Genomic DNA, 19,564 nt, shown 5'->3' on the forward strand with positions numbered 1-19,564 from the left:
ACCCGCAAGCCAAAAAAAAGCCGCTCGCAATGTGCGAACGGCTGGTCGAGCCCCTCGTCCAAATTGTGCTGAAGGACATTCCCTTCATGAAGCTGTGCCCAAACGTGCCACGGCCATGGGGCAACCGCAATCGAAACACCTTGTTAACCTTAACGGCGCGGCGTTGGCATGGTTCTCGCTTCGTAAATGTCAGCACCCGACTGGCGGGCCGAATTGTGCCGAAATGGCGCAACAACTGGCACGCAAACCGGGACACGCAACACCCATGGCGGGGACCGACATGAGACACAAGAAAAGCCTCGAACTCTTTGACTACTGGATTTCCAAATGCGCCGGCCGTGCAGCCCCCAGCCGAACCGACATTGAACCTGCCGACATCCGTGGCCTGCTTCCGCATGTGTTCATTTGTGACCTTGCAGGAAAGGACAGCCTGTCGTTCCGCCTTGCCGGCACCGCTGTCTGCGCGCTCTATGCCAAGGAACTCAAGGCAACGCCCTTCGCCGCGCTGTGGCTCACCGACGGCGTCCGCAATGCGGGACGCACCGGCGCTGCCGTCGCCACCGGCGCCACGCCTTCGGTGCTGTCGCTGGATGGCTTGAGCCAGGGTGGTCATGTGGTTCACGCGGAAATGCTGCTGCTGCCAATCACCGGCCCCACCGGTGAACACGATAGGCTGATTGGCCTGGTATCAGTGTTCGAACCGCCCTACTGGATCGGCCACGACCCGTTGGCAGGATTTTCCACCACCGGAATCCGTTTCCTCGATCAAACCCGCGAGCCACTGTTTCTAGGCAACCGGCCGGAGATCAAATTGCCGCCTGCGCAGGGGTCCGGATTCCGTGCCGCACATGCGGAAAACCGCCGCCGGGTCGCCCATCTGATCGTGCTTGAAGGCGGTCGGCGCGATTGAAATGCATCGTGCTTACACCTTGTTAACAATGGAAGGCATAGGATGGCGTTATATTTCCATTGGAAGCGACAAGATCAGCATGTTGAACGTTACACCTGCATCGACCCCAACAGGCACTGCCGACGAGCGGCAGTACAGCAGCGTTACCGTATCGGTTCAGGGCCGCTTCATGCGTGCCGATCATTCTGAACACGATTGTATCATCGACACCATGTCGCCCTTCGATGCCGTTCTATCCTGCAGCACGAAGCCGGAAATCGGTGAGCGCATTGTCGCCTATCTTGATTATCTCGGTCGGATCGAAGGCAAGGTATCTGCAACCGGGCATCGCACTTTCACGATCACGCTCAACGCCACTGATCGCAAGCGCGACAAGCTGTCCGCACAATTGACATGGCTTGCCAACAAGCACGAACTCAGCCTTCCCGAAGACCGCCGTCACGAGCGCGTTGCCCCCAGTCAGGCGGCTGCGGAGATCAAGCTAGACGACGGTCGCCGCTATCCGTGCCGCATCATCGACCTTTCCGTCTCTGGCGCCGCGGTGGAAATCGATGTCCGCCCAGCCTTCGGCACAATGGTCGTTCTCGGCAACATGCGCGGTCGCGTAGTGCGTCATTTCCAGGAAGGAATCGCCATGGAGTTCACCACCATTCAACCAAACGAAATCATCGACCAGATGTCCTGACGCGATTCTTTCAGTCTGATCTGATCAAGCCGGCTGCTCCCAGCCGGCTTTTTTGTGTCTTAAGTCCGGCATGGCGAATGTAGGCTACATCACCCGCCCACCAGTTCCCCGGCCATATCCACCAACCCGTTTCGACCTGACTCAGCGCGACTTGGCCACCGTTGCCGTTTCTGCCGCCCGCGTTTATGGTTGCTCAATCGTAACCCCAATATTCGGACTTTTAGATTTATTTTATACTTGTTTTAATTTGATTTAAGTCACATTATATTTTAATTAGTACTTGTTTTTACTATGTATTTTTGGGCGATCGCAAGCTACGACTGCCATTGTCTCCCTGTAACGGGGAGTTATAGCAATGAACAGACGCATTCATGTTCTGGGGAATTTTGTCGCGGCCTTTGGCTTGGCAATCACCTTTTCCACGGCCGCCGTCGCGGCCCCTGCCAATCTGGTATCGGCAGGCGAAACCAATCCGCCAATCGGCCATTTCGAATTCTGCAAGCGCTATCCGAACGATTGCAAGTCGCTCGGCAATGATCCGGGTCCATTGACCCTGACACGCACCCGCTGGGCGCAATTGCTCGAAGTCAACGCACGCGTTAACCAGGCGATCCAGCCCGATACCGACCTCAATATCAATGGTGTCGAGGAACTGTGGTCCTATCCGCGCACCGTCGGCGATTGCGAGGATTATGTACTGCTCAAGCGACTCATCCTGATCAAGGAGGGCTTTTCGCCATCCGATCTGTTGATAACGGTGGTGCTGCAGCCCAGTGGCGAAGGCCACGCTGTACTGACCGTGCGAACCGACTACGGCGATTACATTCTCGACAATCTGCGCGGTGATGTTCGGCTCTGGTCGGAGAGCGGCTACACATTTGTCAAGCGACAGTCGCCGCTTCATGCCGGGCGCTGGACCAAGCTCGGGCCGGGTTCGACCACCAGCGTGGGTACCGTCAAATACTGATTTCGTGATCCGGATGAAACGGCGCGGGGCCGACCGGACAATCATGACAACGCCAGTCGCACCGGGGACACACCCCTGAGCGGTTGGCGCCAGCATCAGCCGAAAGCCAATACGTGGCCCAGGCGATGCAGGATGTTTCGTTTAGAGAATACGGAGCGGTGGCTGTGTGGATATCGCGCACGCCGCTTCATCAGATGGGCCTTGGTCGAGTCCCCATGCTTCCCCGCAACGGCCAAGCCCTTGAGCCGACCCCAAAGTCCCCTGGGGTCGGCTCCTTTGATTCTAATCGATGCGCTTGAGGTCATCGGCAAATCGCCGGGCGTTTTCAACATAGTGGCATGCGGACAGTTTCAGCATATCCTCAGCCTCGCCATCCAGTGTCCTGACGACACGGGCTGGCGCTCCGACCACAAGAGAATTGTCTGGGATCTCCTTGCCTTCGGTCACCAACGCACCGGCGCCAATCAGGCAGTTCTTGCCGATCCTGGCGCCGTTGAGCACAGTCGCTCCCATACCGACCAGGCTGTTGTCGCCAATGGTGCAGCCATGCAGGATGGCCGAATGCCCGATGGTGCAGCCCGCGCCGATCTGCAGCGGAAACCCCATATCGGTGTGCAACACGCAATTTTCCTGGACGTTTGACCCGGTGCCTACGGTTATGGATTCATTGTCGCCACGCAGCACGGCGCCAAACCAGATCCCGGCGCCCTCACCCACATTCACGTTACCGATTACCTGGGCGTTTTCCGCTATGAAATAAAACCCCTCCGGCAAGACCGGCTGTTTGCCATCGAGACTGTAAATCGCCATCGTTTTCTCTCTCCGTGAGAACATTTCCCGATTTTCACTCAGCCGGTTACGAGCACAGCCAACCGAAAATGCTTAAGCCCCGTGTCTAGGCCAGAAAATAGCCGCTCGCAAACGCCGCCTGAAGCACGACGACACCTGAACACATCGACCAACCGACAGCGACAAGCGCGAGCACAGTATAAAGCGGCAGAGAGACCACGCCGCTGCGCCAGTTGTGAAACCCGTTGATCAACAGCAACCAGGGGCCAACCACCGCCGTCAATGTCATTTCCGCACCGATTCGCACGGGACTAGCCGGGCCGTTGGCGCTCACCGGTTCGCGCCAGCCGCACAGCCGCGCAAGCTCCAGCCCAATCCATGAGGTGGCAAATCCGGTCGCCATGGCGAACAGCGCGGTGAGGATGTCGAAAATATACATCATTGGTTAACCATATCCGGGTCACAGTTGCGATTACACCAAGCAGATGCAAGCGCCGTGCCGCGGCGCGGCGTCTCATTCTGGCACATGTTCACCAATCCATGGGCGACCAATGTCCGACACCGATCAAGCCATTGAACACGCACCGCTGCTTTCACCGCGGTTTGTCTGGAAGGTCACCGCCATCGTCGGGCTGCTGTGCGCGGTCACTTTGGCAATCGCCATAACCGGCAGAATGGTCGGTGGCAGCATCGCTTTGGCCGGCAACACCCTGGATCAAAGCCTGCGCGAGATCGTCATCGGTAACGACGTGCTTAATCTGCCGGCAAATGTGATCCGTTTTGAAAGCCAGCGAGTATCCGGCGTCCAGGACGTCGTCGACACCTACTTCGCCTGGCCCGGCATGGCCGGATACAGCGAAGCCAACCGTGCGATTTTCAACCAGACTGAAACGGCGGAAAACCTCATCTTCGCACGGATCGCACAGGCCACCATGTCGCGAGACATGTCCGGCCGGCTCACGCCGATCTATCAACGCCTGACCGACGGTCATCCAGTGGCAGGTCCAAACGGGCTTGATTCGATGCGGTTGAGGTCCGGGGCCGGTTATGCCAACGAATTGCTCTATGTCGAGCACGCGGTTAAGGACAATCCCTATGCGGTGCGCTGCCTCGTCGAGGATGCGCAGTCACAGCCTGATTTCAGCACCCGGACCGGATGCCAACGCGATATTTTTCTTGGTGATGGATTGTCGGTGACTTACCGCTTCTCCATCGAACTGCTGCCGCATTGGCGCGAGATTGAACGCGATGTCCGCGCCCGTTTCGAGGCAGCACTGGCCGGCTAATTCTGATTTTCTGTAAACAAAGCCGTCGAACCTGGAAAACATGTCGGGGAAGGCACAGGCCCATATCACCCGGCAAGCCCAAGCGCCCGAATCGATCTGTCCGGGCGCAGCGCTTTGATACGGGGATGTTCTCGCTCAAATCAAAACATATGAGCGCGGCAGAACTTAGAGCCGTTCATCTTGAAATGAACCGTTTGAGCGTCGAATTTTCATGATCTGGCAAGAAGCGTGCGGTGACGCGGCGCCAGCGCCGTTAGCCGTGCGCGACGTAGTCCAAAACGCGAAAGAACAAGCTCACACGATCACCTCTCAGCGCTGGCTCTGAGGTTGCCGGAAGCACCGCCGCGCTCCTCGCTTGGTAGTCTTTTCCACGCTAGCGTCGTCAATATCCTCGCACGATGCGCTGCATCGTGGCTGCGGTATTTTCCTAACTGACGCGGAAAATCCATTCCATCAAACTGCTTCCATTTCAAGATGAGCGGCCCTAGTCCTCGAGATCCACATCAAGGATAGCCATCGAGAAATTGTAGGAGAGATCGCCATCTTCATCGTCACGAAAAACGATACCGAGGAACTCGTCGCCAAGATACACTTCCGCCGAATCGTCCTTGCGGGGCCGTGCCTTGATCACCATTTTCTCGTTGAAAAGACGCTTGAAATAGGCATTCAGCTTGACGATTTCATCGGGTTTCACAGTGCTCTCCTGGGCAATTGGCTTCGTCGGGCTTTTGGCACGGACGGCCGGCTAAATCAAACCCGTGACGCAGTTTTTGAGTGGCATAATAAGGTTAAGCGGCGCGTTGTATCAGATCTGCGGCTCGGCAACCGCCCCTAGGCCGCGGTTGCGTGCATGAGCACGCCGTACCCACAATTCCGTAAGAACGACATCAACAAGGCTGTTTCACGCGTTGCCGCTCAGCATCTGGTCCATGGCGCGCGAAGGTTCATCACAGCCCGCGGTGCCGACAACCCGCGCCGGAACACCGGCAGCGGTCGAATTCGGCGGAATCGCCTGAAGCACCACCGAACCAGCAGCAATGCGGCTGCAGCGACCGATTTCAATATTACCCAGCACCTTGGCGCCGGCGCCGAGCATGACGCAATCCTGGATCTTGGGATGGCGGTCACCGGTCTCCTTGCCGGACCCGCCCAGCGTCACCCCGTGCAGGATCGACACATTATCGCCGATAACGGCGGTGCGACCGACAACCAGCCCGGTGGCATGATCGAGAAAAATGCCCTTGCCCATCACCGCGGCCGGATGAATATCGGTCTGGAACACTTCAGACGACCTGCTCTGCAGATACAACGCCAGATCGGTCCGGCCCTGGCCCCAGAGCCAATGCGCCAGACGGTGGGTCTGAATCGCGTGAAATCCCTTGAAATAGAGCACAGGTTCGATGAACCGGTCGCAGGCCGGATCGCGGTCATACACCGCCTGAATGTCGACCCGCAGCACTGCACCCCACTGCTTCCAGTCCGCTGACATTTCCAGAAATGTCTGGCGCAGCAGATTGGCCTGCAAATCGGGGTGATCAAGCCGTTCGCAGACGCGGTGAATCACCGCCTCCTCAAGCGAAGGCTGGTTCAGGATGGTCGAATAGAGAAACGCCGCCAGCAGCGGATCCTGACCGACCGAGCGTTCGGCTTCCATGCGGATCGAATCCCATATCGGGTCGATCGTCTTGACGGCGTCGTCGGTCCGCACTCCTGAATTCGCTGCCATTGCCGCCTCCGGGCTTGATTGCTTTCACCCTGAAGATAAGCCACAACGCAAAAAAAACAAATGGGTGGAGCCAATGGGCGCACAAACTTCCTTTGCGGACGGCACGATCACCGCCGCCGTCACCGATTCCGGCATCGGCCGTGTGACCATCAACCGGGCTGATAAACGCAATGCCCTGACCGATGCGATGTGGCGCGCCCTGCCCGCTGCATTTGCTTGGCTGACCCGCGACAAGCAGGCCCGGGTCATCATCATCGACGGCGCAGGCAATCGCGACTTTTCCGCCGGCGCCGATATTGGCGAGTTTGACACGCTGCGCAAGGATGCCGAAACGGCCCGGGTTTATGAAGCCGGAAATTCAGCGGCATTTGCGGCAATTCGCACGTGTCCGGTTCCGGTGATCGCCGCCGTGCGCGGCATCTGCTTTGGTGGCGGCTTTGGCCTGGCGGCGGCCGCAGACATCCGTATTGCCGACGAGACCGCCCGTTTTGCAATCCCCGCCGCCCGCCTTGGCCTAGCCTACCCGCTCGACGCAGTGCAGGACCTGGTTCGCGCACTCGGCGATCAGGCAGCGCGCTACGCGCTTTACTCAACCCGAGAATTTTCAGCGCTTGAAGCCAAGGCGTTGGGCTGCCTGACGGCACTCCATCGCCCTGACGATCTCGATACCGAGGTCAACGCGCTCGCAGAAGCAATCGCAGAAGCCGCACCGATGTCGGTGCGGGCGTCCAAAGCTGCCATTAATGCCCATTCCAGCCGCGATGAGGCGGCCTTTGCCAGCGCATCCAGGCTCGCCGATGCGACATTTGAGAGCGTCGATTACGCCGAGGGGCGCCGCGCGTTCACGCAAAAACGGCGCCCGGATTTTTCTGGCCAATAAGCGCTCGGAGAGCCAGTCAAATCCGGCCTTCAAGCTTGTCGAGAAATCCCAACACCGCATCGTTGAAGGCGTCATTGCGGTCACCCGCCACCATGTGCCCGGCGCCTGAAACATCAACGAAATCGGCATGCGGCACCATCTCCCGGAACGCCAAGACAGCTTCCTCGGTGACCAGTTCCGATTGCTGGCCACGCACCAGCAACACCGGGATGGAAAGCTGACGCGCCGCATCGATCAAGTGCTGCTGAGCCGTCTCGCCACCGGTGCTGATGGAGCGCGGCCCGTCGATGAAGGCCGGATCCCAGTGCCAGCGGTAGCGACCATCCGCGCCCTGGCGAAGATTCTTGGCCAGTCCTTCAAGCGAGCGTGGCTTTGGCCGGTTTGGCAAATAGGCGGCGATTGCAGCTGCCGCCTCTTCCAGCGTCGCAAACCCGTCGTGCATCCGCTCGGCCATGAACCCCTGAATGCGGCTGACGCCATCAGCATCCATGTGCGGCGTGATATCGACCAGCACCAGTCCGGCAAGCAGATCCGGCCCGCCCAGATGCGCCGCCATCAGGCCCGAAATACCACCCAGCGATGCACCCACCAGTACCGGCGGCTTGCCACAGCGCTCGGCAACGTCGCGGCACAGGTTAACCGCGTCAGCCGCATAATCATCAAACGCATAGGCCTTACTTTCCAGCCAGGCGCTGGCGCCGTGGCCACGCTGATCGACGGTAAAGGCAGTATGACCGGCATCGGCTATTCGCCGCGCTGCGCCGCCCCAGGCGTGCCGTGTCTGTCCACCACCATGCAATAGCACTACCGGATTACCATGAACGTCGCCGCGCGGCGCATGCCGGTCGGCGATCAGCAGATTGTCCGACGATCCGCGGAATTCAATCCGGCTTTTCATGTCTTGCATCAAAATTCTCCTGCATCGACCTGAGCAAGGAAATCAAGCACTCCGGCCTTGAACACCTTGTCACCGACCGACAGCATGTGGTCGCGGTTGGGAATATCGAGCGCCCGGGCTCGCCGCATCAAACTCGCCAACTCCTGCGCGGAGCCGGCAATATCGTCGCGGGTCCCGACGCCGATCAGCGCCGGAAAATCAGCTCTGCCAATTTCTTCGGGATTGACCAGCGTGCGCGAGGTGCGGATGCAGGCCGCCAACGCCAGCCGGTCACTCTTGGTCTGGTCGGCAAAGGCGCGGAACATCCGTCCGCGTTCATCGCTCACTTCGTCAAGTGATGCCACCAACAGCGCCTCAGCAATCGCATCCCAGTCGCCGACCCCGTCGATCATGCCCATACCCAAACCGCCGAACACTACCGAGCGCACCAGCTCAGGGCGCGACAGCGCCAGGAAGGCGGTAATCCGGGCTCCCATCGAATAACCCATCACATGGGCAGGCCCGATGTTGAGTTCCTCGATCAACCCGGCCGCATCCGCCGCCATCGATTCCGGGTGATAAGCTTCCGGGTCATGCGGCTTGTCCGACTGGCCATGGCCGCGATTGTCGATCGCAATCACCCGGTAGCCGGCCTCGCCAAGGGTCTTGACCCAGCCTGGGAAAACCCAGTTGACATGCGCTGTCGAGGCAAAGCCGTGGATCAGCAACACCGGTAAGCCCTCGGGGTTTCCTGCCTCGTAAAAGGCAAGTTCGACGTCGCCGGAGGTAAAGCGGTTGGCCTGCAATCGGTCCAGATTCATGGGCGTCTCCTTTTGGCCATCTCCCTATCGCAATCAACCTGTCTTGCAAATGTTTCAACCAATAGATTTGCCGCACCGACCGCACACCAGCCGGTTACAGCGACGGCAAATCCGACGCACGGGTCGCTTCCGCGCGGACATGGCCAAATACCGGCTACACATTTGCCAAACCAGCGTATATGGTCCGCCCAAATTCAAGTTCGCCACGACGGAGAGATGCATGGCCGACCACAAGATTCCGCATTTCCAGAATGATGCCGGGCACACCGCGATTGAGATTGGCGTCAAGGAATTCATGTGCGTGGGCGCCAACCCGCCATTTGATCACCCGCATGAATTTCTGGACATGGGCGCAGACAACGAAAAGGTCTGTCCCTATTGCTCCACTCTCTACAAGTTCAACCCGTCGCTTGGCGCCGCTGACACGCTGCCCGCAGGATGCGCCTGGGAATATCAGGCCGCCTGAGCCACACCTGCCGCGCCGCGCTTCAATCCCGGTGGGCCAGCGACGCCGATAGTTGATATCCGCACATAATCCCTTTTTGATCGGTCAAGGTTTGTCGGGTAATACGCCAGGACCGATCCGGGAGGGAGCGATGGCGGCCCAGAACATTCAGATCATCGGCGCTGGCATTGCCGGCCTGACAGCCGCCCTCGCCTTTGCCCGCAACGGCCATGACGTCGAGATTGTCGATTCGGCACACGAACTGAGCGAAGTCGGCGCCGGTCTGCAGGTTTCTCCAAATGCCAGCCGTATCCTCAACGCGCTCGATCTCGGCGCAGCACTTGATGCGGCAATGACCCGGCCAGCCCAGATCACCCTCGCATCAGGCCGGTCACTGCGCACCATCACCGGCGTTCCCTGCGGTGAATTCGCCACCCGGCGCTGGGGTGCGCCTTATGGTGTGCTGCACCGTGCCGATCTTCAACGCCTGCTACTCGACGCCGTGAAAGCAGAGCCACGGTGCTGTTTGCGTCTTGACCAGAGGATCGAGACGGCCGACATCGCCAGAATGCAGCGCCAGGGGCGCCTTATCGTCGGCGCCGATGGTGTCTGGTCGCAGACCCGCCGGCTGGTCACAGGCGCCGCCAGGCCGGAGTTTTCCGGTCAGGTTGCCTGGCGCTTCATCGTTCCCGTTGAGGCCGTCACCGGCGTGATCGATCCCAGGAACGTCACTGCCTTTCTGGGCGCTCGCACTCATCTCGTTGCCTATCCGTTAGATCATGGCAAAAGCATAAACATGGTGGCTATCACCAAAGGCAAGGATCCGGGCCAAACCTGGGCAGAGCGGGAAATTCCGGCGGATCGCGCAACATTGCTGGCGACGTTTTCCGACTGGCACCCGGCACTCGGATCGATCCTGCGCGGGGCGCCCGACATGACCTGGTGGCCGCTGTTCGAAATGGCTGACGGCCATTGGGGCAACGGCACCGATCTGCTATTGATCGGTGATGCCGCTCACGCCATGACACCTTTCGCCGCACAGGGTGCGGCCATGGCCATCGAAGATGGCTACGAACTGGCTCAAGCCGTCACCTGTGCCTCCAGCGGCCTCGGCCCGGCGCTTGCGAGCTTCGAGAACCGCCGCCGCACCCGTATCGCCAAGGCGCGCAGCCGCGCCGCATTCAACCAGTTCGCCTATCACGCCCGCGGCCCGGTGCGGCTCGGGCGCGATCTGGTGCTGGCGCTCAAAAGCCCCGAGAGCCTGGCAGGCGATCTCGATTGGCTCTACGGCTACCGTGCAACCGGATTATAGGCAAAACTGCCCGCCGGATTGTGCAGACGCAGACTGGCGGCAAGCAGGCCGGGCAAAGGCGTCCACCATCCCGTCTTCAGCTCCGCCTGCCGCAGCATCCGCGCCGTCCACAGATTGCAGCCGACGGCGGCGTTAAACCAGCCGTCTGCCTCGTAAAACAGATCATACTCGCCATACTGTGCGCCTGCGACTACCCCGGATCCGGCGGTCTCAATCCCGGTGAAATCCGCAAGTACCAAGTCCAGAAGGCGTTCATAGGCCGGACCATCAAGGTTGATCGCCAATACCGAGGGATGCGCCGGATCGATCGCGCCGGCCAAACCGACATGCATCACCGACCGGTCAAGCGTCAGCGCCCTGAACAACGGACCCGGCTTGAGATCTGACCAGGTCGGGGTCTCGATGTAGAAACTGCGGCCGCCCCAACCTACGATAATGTAGGAGACACCGGATTGCGACGGGTCGAGCCCATCGGCAGCCATAAACCCGAAACGTTTCGCCAGATCCGGGCTCAGGGGCAGCGCCAGATCGGTATGGATCGGCGATGAAAGCATGAAGATCATATGCTCTGCATCCGCCGGGTCCGGTAGCGCGGCGCTGGCGGCATCGGCCACGGCGCGGGTTCGCTCGGAGAAAAAGGCCTCGGAACCAGGGTTCCGAGGCCAATTACCAGGAGAATGAACAGACACAGACTGACCGGATAGACGACCGCTTTCAACAGCGGAAAATTCCGTCTGACCGCTGCGCGAGTCAGTGTAGGATCTGGCTGAGGAACAGCTTTGTGCGCTCGTGCTGCGGGTTGTCGAAGAACTCGTCCGGCGCATTCTGCTCAACGATCTGACCCTGATCCATGAAGATCACCCGGTTGGCGACCTGACGTGCAAACCCCATCTCATGGGTCACGCACAGCATGGTCATACCTTCCTCGGCAAGCCCAACCATGGTGTCGAGCACTTCTTTGATCATTTCCGGGTCGAGTGCCGATGTCGGCTCGTCAAACAGCATGATCCGCGGGTTCATGCACAGCGAGCGAGCAATCGCCACACGCTGCTGCTGACCACCGGAGAGCTGACCGGGATACTTGTTCGCCTGCTCGGGAATTTTCACCCGCTCCAGGTAATGCATCGCAATTTCCTCGGCCTTCTTCTTGGGCATCTTGCGAACCCAGATCGGCGCGAGTGTGCAGTTTTCCAGGATGGTCAGGTGCGGAAACAGGTTGAAGTGCTGGAACACCATGCCCACTTCACGCCGAACCTCATCGATCTTTTTGAGATCATTGGTAAGTTCGATGCCATCGACGATGATCTTGCCCTTCTGGTGTTCTTCCAGCCGGTTGATGCATCTGATCATGGTCGATTTGCCCGATCCCGAAGGACCGGCGATGACAATCCGTTCACCGCGCATAACCTTGAGATTGATGTCACGAAGCACGTGAAAATCACCGTACCATTTGTTCATGCCTATGATTTCGATGGCGACGTCGGTATCCGACACGGTCATTTTCGACCGGTTTTCGCCTTGTGAAACCGCTGCTGCGTTGTTGTCAGCCATGGTTGTTATTCCCCTGTTATCGTTTGTGGCCGGTGTCCAGGCGCCGCTCCATATAGGCGGAGTAGCGGGACATGCTGAAGCAGAAGATGAAGAACACCAGCGCCGCGAAAACAAAACCTGTTGCCGGCGTCGCGGGTGATATCCAGTTCGGATCGCTCATGTTCTGCTGGACGATGCCGAGCAGGTCGAACAGGCCGATGATGAGAACCAGACTGGTATCCTTGAACAGCCCGATGAAGGTGTTGACGATGCCTGGAATGACCAGTTTCAGCGCCTGCGGCAGGATCACCAACCGCACGCCCTGCCAGAAGGTCAACGCCATGGCATTGGCCGCTTCGTACTGGCCCTTTGGAATTGCCTGCAATCCACCGCGGATCACCTCGGCCATATAGGCCGACGAGAACAATGCCACCCCGATCAGCGCACGCAACAATTTGTCGAACGACACGCCCTCCGGCAGGAACAGCGGCAACATCACCGACGACATGAACAGCACCGTAATCAACGGCACCCCGCGCCAGAACTCGATGAAGATGACGCAGAACATCCTGACGATCGGCATCTCCGACCGTCGTCCAAGCGCCAGCAATATCCCCAGTGGAAACGACACGACAATGCCGACAATGGCCACCACCAGCGTTACCAACAGACCACCCCACAGCGGGGTATCGACTGTTTCAAGACCGAACTGGCCGGTCAGCAGAATGAAGGCCAGGATCGGGAAAACAATCAGCAGGTAAAGCGCGTTCTCACGCTTGTAGGGAACCGACGGAATGGCGATAGGCACCAGTCCGATGATCAGCAAAATCCCGGTAAGGTCGACCCGCCAGCGTTCTTCCAGCGGATAACGGCCGTAAATGAACTGGCCGAATTTTGCTTCAACGAACGCCCAGCAGGCACCGGTTTCCGGCCCCAGGCAATCCTCACGGCTTTCGCCAGTCCAGACCGCATTGATGAAGGCCCAGTTGATGATCGGCGGCACCAGCCACAACAGCACCAGAAAGGTAACGATCGTGAGGATGGTGTCTCGCGGTGTGGCGAACAGGTTTTCCTTGGCCCAGCCCACCGGACCGCCGACAAGATTCGGCGGCGCCGTTGTCGGGCTTTCCACTGTGCGAACGTAAGCGATTGAGTTTGTGTTGTTATCCATTGCTCAGCGCTCCACCAGGGCAACTCTGGAGTTAAACCAGTTCATGAATGCCGATGTTAACAGTGACAGGCCGAGATAGACCAGCATGGTGATCGAGATCACTTCCACTGCCTGCCCGGTCTGATTGAGCACCGTGCCCCCGAAGATCGACACAAGATCAGGATAGCCGATGGCCACGGCCAGCGACGAATTCTTGATCAGGTTGAGATACTGGCTGGTCAGCGGCGGAATGATGACCCGCATTGCCTGCGGAACAATCACCAGCCGGCTGGTCAGGTTCGGTCGCACCCCGAGCGCGAAAGCCGCTTCGGTCTGACCGCGCGAAACCGCCAGGATTCCGGCTCTGACGATCTCGGCGATAAACGAGGCCGTATAGAGCGAAAGCCCCAGCAACAACGCCATGAACTCGGGCTGTATCACCCAGCCGCCAACCATGTTGAAACCTTGCAGGCTGGCATATTCCACCGACATCGGCATTCCAGTGACCAGGAACGCGATCAGTGGCAACCCGATCAGCATTCCCAACCCGGTCAGAAACACCGGAAACTGCTGGCCGGTATCCATCTGTCTCTTCTTGGCCCAACGGCCGATCAGGAACCACGCCACCAGCGCCACCACGATGGCGTAAAAGATCAACGACGAGCCTGATTCAGGCACCAGCCGTGGTAAATAGAGGCCGCGATTGTTGATGCTGAACGCCACTTCGACACCGGTTTCCCGGGCCGCTTCGCGGGGTGACGGCAGGATGGAAAGAACCGCCTTGTACCAGAACAGCAATTGCAAAAGCAGCGGAATATTGCGTAGCGTCTCAACATATACGGTTGCGAATTTGCGAACCAGATAGTTGTGCGACAACCGCGCCAAACCGACCGTGAAACCAATCACCGATGCAAAGAAAATACCGATCGCCCCCACCACCAGGGTGTTTAAAAGTCCGACCAGGAAGGCACGAAAATAGGTGCTGTCATTGGTGTAGGGAATGATCGACTGGCCTATATCGAAACCGGCCCTTTCACCGAAAAAACCGAACCCGGAGGCGATACCCGCCCGGGCCAGATTGTCGATGGCGTTGCTGATACCACTCCAGACCACCGCAGCAACGGCGACGATAAGCAATATTTGAAATACAAGGCCGCGTGCCTTGGGATCATTCATCAATGATACGCGGCCGGAATCATCGGCATCTGCGGAGACGCCTGTTTGATGAGCCATGTCTGTCCCCAACTTCTTGTTTGTCCGGACCTTATGAGCCGGATCGTTCGTGAACCTGCCGTCGTTGCGTCAGGCCTTTAGGCCACCCTTTCGGAAAACCAGGTAAAGCGGGCCCCGGAATCCGGGGCCCGCTTCAAATCAAGTCCAAGCCTTAGCGGACCGGCGGTGCGTACTGGAAGCCGCCCTTCGACCACAGCGCATTCACGCCACGGGCGATACCGAGCGGTGTCGAAGCGCCAACATTGCGTTCAAACACTTCGCCGTAGTTGCCGACCTGCTTGACGACGTTATAGGCCCAATCATTGCCCACGCCGATTGCCTCGCCGAATGCGCCTTCCTTGCCGAGCAAACGCATCACGTTCGGGTCAGTGGAATTCATCATTTCGTCGACATTGGCCTGCGTGATGCCCATTTCTTCAGCATTGAGCATGGCGAAATGGACCCACTTGACGATCGAGAACCACTGATCGTCGCCCTGGCGAACCACGGGGCCGAGCGGCTCCTTGGAAATCACTTCCGGTAGGACCATGTGTTCGTCGGGTGCCGACAGGCCGAGGCGGATCGAATACAGGCCCGACTGGTCGGTGGTGTACACGTCGCAACGGTTGGCGTCGTAAGCCGCATTCACCTCTTCAAGCTTTTCGAACACGACCGGATTGTAGGTCATGTCGTTGGCCTTGAAGTAATCTGTCAGGTTCAGCTCGGTGGTGGTACCTGTCTGCACGCAGACCGAAGCACCGGAAAGCTGCAAGGCGGAATTCACGCCGAGCGACTTGCGCACCATGAAGCCCTGGCCGTCATAGTAGTTCACGCCGGCAAAGTTGAGACCCAGCTGGGTATCGCGGCTCATGGTCCAGGTGGTGTTACGCGAAAGCACGTCGATTTCACCCGACTGCAGCGCGGTAAACCGTTCCTTGGCCGACAGCGGGCTAAACTTCACAGCGGTCGCATCGCCAAATACGGCGGCGGCAACGCCGCGGCAAAGGTCCACATCGATCCCGGACCAATCACCGGCATCATTGGGGGCCGAGAATCCGGCCAGGCCGGTAGACACGCCACACTGGACGAAACCCTTCGCCTTGACGTCGTCGAGGGTTGCGGCGGATGCTGCACTGGCTCCCATACCGGCAACGGCGGCAGCGCCAACGACTGCCGACAAAATCTTTTTGTTCATTTGATACAACCTTTTTTTCTGTTGCCCTGTTTTGGGTGAAACAAGAATGGAGGCACCGTGTCTCCGGCGCGCCCCGTATCTCCTGTCGCACAGCACCATACCACGCTGAAATTTTGCAAGGGTCAAGCCTCCATGGCCTGAAATCTGATGGAACCGGGGAATAACGAGCCATGTCGAGCAATTACAACCTGTAGCGCACGCCATTCTTGTCGTCGCACCGCCTCCGCGATAAGTCTTTCCCAGCGGAATCATCCAAAATCGCCAAATGCAGCGGATCGGACAACTCTATGAACAAGCATGAAAAAACGCCAAACAGAGGATTAAACACCCGGTTGACCCATTCAGGCCACGATCCGCAGAGTTATCACGGCTTTGTCAATCCACCTGTCGTCCATGCCTCAACAGTGCTGTTTCCTGATGCCGCCACGATGGAATCGCGCAACAGCAAATACACCTACGGTACCCACGGCACCCCCACCACCGATGCGCTGGCGGCCGCAATTGACGAACTTGAAGGGTCGGCCGGCACCGTCATTCTGCCCTCGGGATTGGCCGCCGTCAGTGTGCCCTTCCTGGCAGTGCTGAGCGCCGGCGATCATGTGCTTGTGGTCGATTCGGTCTATGGGCCGACACGCAGGTTCTGCAATGACATGCTGTGCCGCTATGGCATCGAGGCGACCTATTACAACCCGATGATGGGCGCTGAGATCGAGCAATTGATTCGCCCTAACACCAAACTGGTCCATACCGAAGCACCAGGCTCCAACACATTCGAAATGCAGGACATTCCGGCCATCGCCGAGGTCGCTCATGGTCACGGCGCTCTGGTCTCGATGGACAACACCTGGGCAACGCCGCTTTATTTCAAGCCACTCGACCATGGCGTCGATCTGTCGATTCACGCCGCCACCAAATATCCCGCTGGCCATTCCGACATTCTGCTCGGCACTGTGTCGGCCAATGAAGCCGCATGGCCGGCATTGAATACCGCCAACATGCTGCTTGGCATGTGCGGTTCGCCGGATGACAGCTACATGACCCTGCGCGGCCTGCGCACCATGGGCGTACGCCTTGAGCGGCACCAGCAATCCGCCCTGCAGATCGCCCGCGCACTGGAAGGCCGGCCCGGCGTTGCCAAAGTACTGCACCCGGCACTCGAGAGCTTCCCTGGCCACGATCTGTGGAAACGTGATTTTTGTGGATCAAGCGGCATCTTCTCGATCGTCCTTGATGTCGCGGATGCTGAACGTCACCGCGCCAAGGCCCATGCGTTTCTCGACGCCCTCACCCTGTTTGGCCTTGGCTATTCCTGGGGCGGATATGAAAGCCTGTGCGTATACGCCAATCTTTCAGACCGTACCGTCGCCCTGCCGCCCAAGGAAGGGCCGGTCATCCGGCTGCAGATCGGCCTTGAAGACAGCGAGGACCTGCTGGCCGACATCGAAAAGGCGCTAGCCGCCGCCAATGCCGCCTGACATCACTTGCGGCGGGGCTGATGGACAAGGCCAGCCCCGCCGCAAGCCTGCTTCAGGTCTGCGCCACGGGCAAGCGGATGATGAAACGAGCGCCGGTATGACAGGAGGGATCGAGCACAATCGTACCGCCGTGGCTATCGGCGATACTGCGGCACAACGCCAGCCCGATGCCGGCACCTGGATACTGGCTCTCGTCGCGGTGCAATCGCTGGAAGACGCCAAAGATGTTGTCGACGTGTGCAGAGGCTATCCCGATGCCGTTATCCTCGACCGCGATGGTCACATCCGCCTCCCCGACCTCGACGTCAACTTGTACCTGGGGCGGCGTCGAGCCATCGGTGTATTTCAGTGAATTGGCAAACAGGTTCTGCAACATCTGCGTCAAGAGATCAGGATCTGCGTAGACTTCCACTTCGGTCTCGGCGATCAGGCGTGCTTTTGCCTCCAACACATCGGCACCAAGGTTTTCCCACGCCTCTGTAATGGCTCTCGACAACTTGAACCTAACCGGCTTGACGGTCTGATAGGCGAATTGGGAATAAGTGAACAGACTCGAGATCATCCGTTCCAACGCCTCCACGCGATCGGATATGTGACCGGAAAAATCCGCAAGATCGTCTGTTTTGCCAGTGCCGACATCCTCGGCGATCAAGTCCGCGAACACCCGGATGTGGCGCAACGGCGCTTTCAGATCGTGCGCGACAATGCCGCCAAATTGCCCCAGAGCGTCATTGCGCTTCGCCAGTTCGCGCGACTGCGCGGCGATTTGTTCGCGCGCCATGCGGCTCTCGGTCACATCACGGCCGACCGACACGAGTTCAACGGGCACGCCATCCTTGAAAATCATCAGGTTTGACCAGAGATACCAGCGGCGGTCGCCGGTATGACTGATCATCAATTGTTCCATGGTCCTGATCGGCTGTTCCGGCGTAAGTTTCGATAGATGCGACAGCAACTCCGAACGCACCTCCACCGGCGCGAACGTGACAAACCGCTGCCCCACCAACTGTTCGGCGTTCATTCCGGTGAAGCGGGCATAGTTCTCGTTCACATAGGTCAGCGTTGTATTGGGTCTGGAGCGGGTGATGAAATCGGGAAGGTCTTGCACCAGGGTTTCGAACTCGAGCTGCTTGCGTTCAAGTGCGCGCTCGAACTCGAGCCGCTCGGAAATATCCTCGGCGAACGCCATGATCACCGGCTCGGGAACATCGTCCAGCCGCTCGAGCCGCATCCGGCACATGTAAGTCGAACCGTCCTTGCGCCGGTGCTTTGCGTCGAAGGTCAACAGTTTGGAGGCCCCTGACACCAAAGGCGCGATCAATTCGGCGAGTTCATCTTCAGACAGATCGGCATTGATCGCTGCAGGCGTGAAACCACGCATCTCCTCGCTGCTGAACTGCAAATTCTCACGCGCTGACTTGTTGCAGCTGACAAAATGCCCGTTCTTGATGCTGACAACATAAACCTCCTGGGCGACTCTTTCGAGGATCACCCCCAGCCGTTCCGCTTCCGACTTGATTCGGCTGACAGCGCTGATGTCGGTTCGCAGGCCGACGCGGAAGTTCTCCGGCGTGATCTGCTCGTCTATCTGGATCCAGCGATCATCGCTCACCCGCTGAATAATCGGTTCCGACGGCTTGTTGTGTTTCTCGAGTCGGGCCTTGAGCCACGCCTCGTGTTCTTGCGTCGTTACCCCGGCATCGGGATACTGGCCGCGTTCAAGCCCGTAACGCAGGATCGATTCGAGACTCTGACCGGGCTGCAATGCCGGCGCCGAGAGTTTGTATATATCCCGGTAGGCGTCGTTGCAGAGAAACAACCGGTCCTCCGCGTCAAAAATGACAAATCCTTCGGAAATCGCCGCCAGCGCCAGCTTCAAGGTCTTCTCTGCTTGAAGCTGCTCCACCTGGGCGGCCATGATGTCGGTCAGATCGCGGACCAGAGCGACCACGCCCACAGCCTCCCCATCGGATCCGAATATTCGGTTCATCGTCAGATCGACCGGAAAAATACTACCATCCCGCCGGCGGAAATCCACCTGCCGATGAAGCCGCATGGCTTCTTTTCCCAATGGGTAAAAAGCGTCACCGACATCGCGCAGCGTATCCGGCGAGGCGTAGATTTGCTCCGCGCTCATCCCGAGAAGCTCATCCTCGGAATAGCCGAACGCGGTCACCGCTGCAGCATTGGCGGCGACGATGGTCCGGTTTCGGTCGCCGATCAACACCGGATCCGGCAACGTCTCGTAGAGCGCCGTTAGCAGATCATCGGGAGAAAAGAGCAGTTGGTTACGAGCCAAACGCG

Annotated in this window: 20 protein-coding genes; 8 read left to right on the forward strand and 12 right to left on the reverse strand. The window is 58.8% G+C overall.

What is annotated here, in order from left to right; genetic code table 11:
* The first annotated feature begins 280 nt into the window (after nucleotides 1–280).
* The 3 genes from OEG84_RS04550 (at nucleotide 281) to OEG84_RS04560 (ending at nucleotide 2,562) form a co-directional block, all read left to right on the forward strand.
* Nucleotides 281–910: a PAS domain-containing protein gene (locus tag OEG84_RS04550; protein WP_267652632.1), complete on the forward strand. Its 630-nt coding sequence runs from the start codon at nucleotides 281–283 to the stop codon at nucleotides 908–910.
* A 79-nt stretch (nucleotides 911–989) separates the two neighbouring features.
* Entirely contained in the window at nucleotides 990–1,595 is a 606-nt protein-coding gene (locus OEG84_RS04555) for a PilZ domain-containing protein (RefSeq protein ID WP_425602895.1), read from the forward strand.
* 355 nt (nucleotides 1,596–1,950) lie between these two features.
* The gene (locus OEG84_RS04560) at nucleotides 1,951–2,562 is read left to right on the forward strand and encodes a transglutaminase-like cysteine peptidase (protein ID WP_267652634.1); all 612 of its coding nucleotides are present in this window, start codon (nucleotides 1,951–1,953) and stop codon (nucleotides 2,560–2,562) included.
* Between the two features lie 282 nt (nucleotides 2,563–2,844).
* On the opposite strand, the gene OEG84_RS04565 is transcribed toward OEG84_RS04560, so the two are convergent.
* Nucleotides 2,845–3,372 carry a gamma carbonic anhydrase family protein gene (locus OEG84_RS04565; RefSeq protein WP_267652635.1) on the reverse strand — a complete coding sequence of 176 codons (528 nt, stop codon included), beginning with the start codon at nucleotides 3,370–3,372 and terminating at the stop codon, nucleotides 2,845–2,847.
* An 85-nt stretch (nucleotides 3,373–3,457) separates the two neighbouring features.
* Nucleotides 3,458–3,793: a DUF6949 family protein gene (locus OEG84_RS04570; protein WP_267652636.1), complete on the reverse strand. Its 336-nt coding sequence runs from the start codon at nucleotides 3,791–3,793 to the stop codon at nucleotides 3,458–3,460.
* 109 nt (nucleotides 3,794–3,902) lie between these two features.
* On the opposite strand from OEG84_RS04570, the gene OEG84_RS04575 reads away from it, so the two are divergent.
* The gene (locus OEG84_RS04575) at nucleotides 3,903–4,637 is read left to right on the forward strand and encodes a hypothetical protein (protein WP_267652637.1); all 735 of its coding nucleotides are present in this window, start codon (nucleotides 3,903–3,905) and stop codon (nucleotides 4,635–4,637) included.
* Nucleotides 4,638–5,121: 484 nt separating this feature from the next.
* On the opposite strand, the gene OEG84_RS04580 is transcribed toward OEG84_RS04575, so the two are convergent.
* Both OEG84_RS04580 and cysE read right to left on the reverse strand, forming a co-directional pair.
* Nucleotides 5,122–5,331 carry a DUF3126 family protein gene (locus OEG84_RS04580; protein WP_267652638.1) on the reverse strand — a complete coding sequence of 70 codons (210 nt, stop codon included), beginning with the start codon at nucleotides 5,329–5,331 and terminating at the stop codon, nucleotides 5,122–5,124.
* A gap of 207 nt (nucleotides 5,332–5,538) precedes the next feature.
* Nucleotides 5,539–6,363 carry a serine O-acetyltransferase gene (gene cysE, locus OEG84_RS04585; RefSeq protein WP_267652639.1) on the reverse strand — a complete coding sequence of 275 codons (825 nt, stop codon included), beginning with the start codon at nucleotides 6,361–6,363 and terminating at the stop codon, nucleotides 5,539–5,541.
* A gap of 73 nt (nucleotides 6,364–6,436) precedes the next feature.
* On the opposite strand from cysE, the gene OEG84_RS04590 reads away from it, so the two are divergent.
* Complete coding sequence (locus tag OEG84_RS04590; RefSeq protein ID WP_267652640.1) at nucleotides 6,437–7,243, forward strand: enoyl-CoA hydratase-related protein; 807 nt, start codon at nucleotides 6,437–6,439, stop codon at nucleotides 7,241–7,243.
* A gap of 16 nt (nucleotides 7,244–7,259) precedes the next feature.
* Here the strand turns inward: OEG84_RS04590 and OEG84_RS04595 are convergent, their stop codons facing one another.
* Entirely contained in the window at nucleotides 7,260–8,150 is an 891-nt protein-coding gene (locus OEG84_RS04595) for an alpha/beta fold hydrolase (protein WP_267652641.1), read from the reverse strand.
* Entirely contained in the window at nucleotides 8,150–8,941 is a 792-nt protein-coding gene (locus OEG84_RS04600; protein ID WP_267652642.1) for an alpha/beta fold hydrolase, read from the reverse strand. Before OEG84_RS04600 ends, OEG84_RS04595 begins: the two co-directional genes overlap by 1 nt.
* Before the next feature lie 220 nt (nucleotides 8,942–9,161).
* On the opposite strand from OEG84_RS04600, the gene OEG84_RS04605 reads away from it, so the two are divergent.
* A complete protein-coding gene (locus OEG84_RS04605) occupies nucleotides 9,162–9,407 on the forward strand; it encodes a zinc-finger domain-containing protein (protein WP_267652643.1) in 246 nt (81 codons plus the stop codon).
* Nucleotides 9,408–9,537: 130 nt separating this feature from the next.
* Complete coding sequence (locus OEG84_RS04610; RefSeq protein WP_267652644.1) at nucleotides 9,538–10,698, forward strand: FAD-dependent monooxygenase; 1,161 nt, start codon at nucleotides 9,538–9,540, stop codon at nucleotides 10,696–10,698.
* Here OEG84_RS04610 and OEG84_RS04615 read toward each other — a convergent pair.
* The 5 genes from OEG84_RS04615 to OEG84_RS04635 all read right to left on the reverse strand — a co-directional run bounded on the left by OEG84_RS04615 (nucleotide 10,677) and on the right by OEG84_RS04635 (nucleotide 15,785).
* The gene (locus OEG84_RS04615) at nucleotides 10,677–11,312 is read right to left on the reverse strand and encodes a TIGR02117 family protein (protein ID WP_425602821.1); all 636 of its coding nucleotides are present in this window, start codon (nucleotides 11,310–11,312) and stop codon (nucleotides 10,677–10,679) included. The genes OEG84_RS04610 and OEG84_RS04615 overlap by 22 nt on opposite strands.
* A 136-nt stretch (nucleotides 11,313–11,448) precedes the next feature.
* Nucleotides 11,449–12,249: an amino acid ABC transporter ATP-binding protein gene (locus OEG84_RS04620; protein ID WP_324288174.1), complete on the reverse strand. Its 801-nt coding sequence runs from the start codon at nucleotides 12,247–12,249 to the stop codon at nucleotides 11,449–11,451.
* 16 nt (nucleotides 12,250–12,265) lie between these two features.
* Nucleotides 12,266–13,399, reverse strand: coding sequence for an amino acid ABC transporter permease (locus tag OEG84_RS04625; protein ID WP_267652645.1), 1,134 nt, complete (start codon nucleotides 13,397–13,399; stop codon nucleotides 12,266–12,268).
* Between the two features lie 3 nt (nucleotides 13,400–13,402).
* Complete coding sequence (locus OEG84_RS04630) at nucleotides 13,403–14,611, reverse strand: amino acid ABC transporter permease (RefSeq protein ID WP_267652646.1); 1,209 nt, start codon at nucleotides 14,609–14,611, stop codon at nucleotides 13,403–13,405.
* Nucleotides 14,612–14,762: 151 nt separating this feature from the next.
* Nucleotides 14,763–15,785, reverse strand: a complete 1,023-nt coding sequence (locus tag OEG84_RS04635) for an amino acid ABC transporter substrate-binding protein (RefSeq protein ID WP_267652647.1) — start codon at nucleotides 15,783–15,785, stop codon at nucleotides 14,763–14,765.
* Nucleotides 15,786–16,072: 287 nt separating this feature from the next.
* Between OEG84_RS04635 and OEG84_RS04640 the strand changes: the two genes are divergently transcribed.
* Nucleotides 16,073–17,260, forward strand: coding sequence for a cystathionine beta-lyase (locus OEG84_RS04640; RefSeq protein WP_267652648.1), 1,188 nt, complete (start codon nucleotides 16,073–16,075; stop codon nucleotides 17,258–17,260).
* Between the two features lie 52 nt (nucleotides 17,261–17,312).
* On the opposite strand, the gene OEG84_RS04645 is transcribed toward OEG84_RS04640, so the two are convergent.
* Nucleotides 17,313–19,559 carry a PAS domain-containing sensor histidine kinase gene (locus OEG84_RS04645; protein ID WP_267652649.1) on the reverse strand — a complete coding sequence of 749 codons (2,247 nt, stop codon included), beginning with the start codon at nucleotides 19,557–19,559 and terminating at the stop codon, nucleotides 17,313–17,315.
* Nucleotides 19,560–19,564: the final 5 nt, after the last annotated feature.

Source organism: Hoeflea algicola (assembly GCF_026619415.1).
Lineage (GTDB): Bacteria > Pseudomonadota > Alphaproteobacteria > Rhizobiales > Rhizobiaceae > Hoeflea > Hoeflea algicola.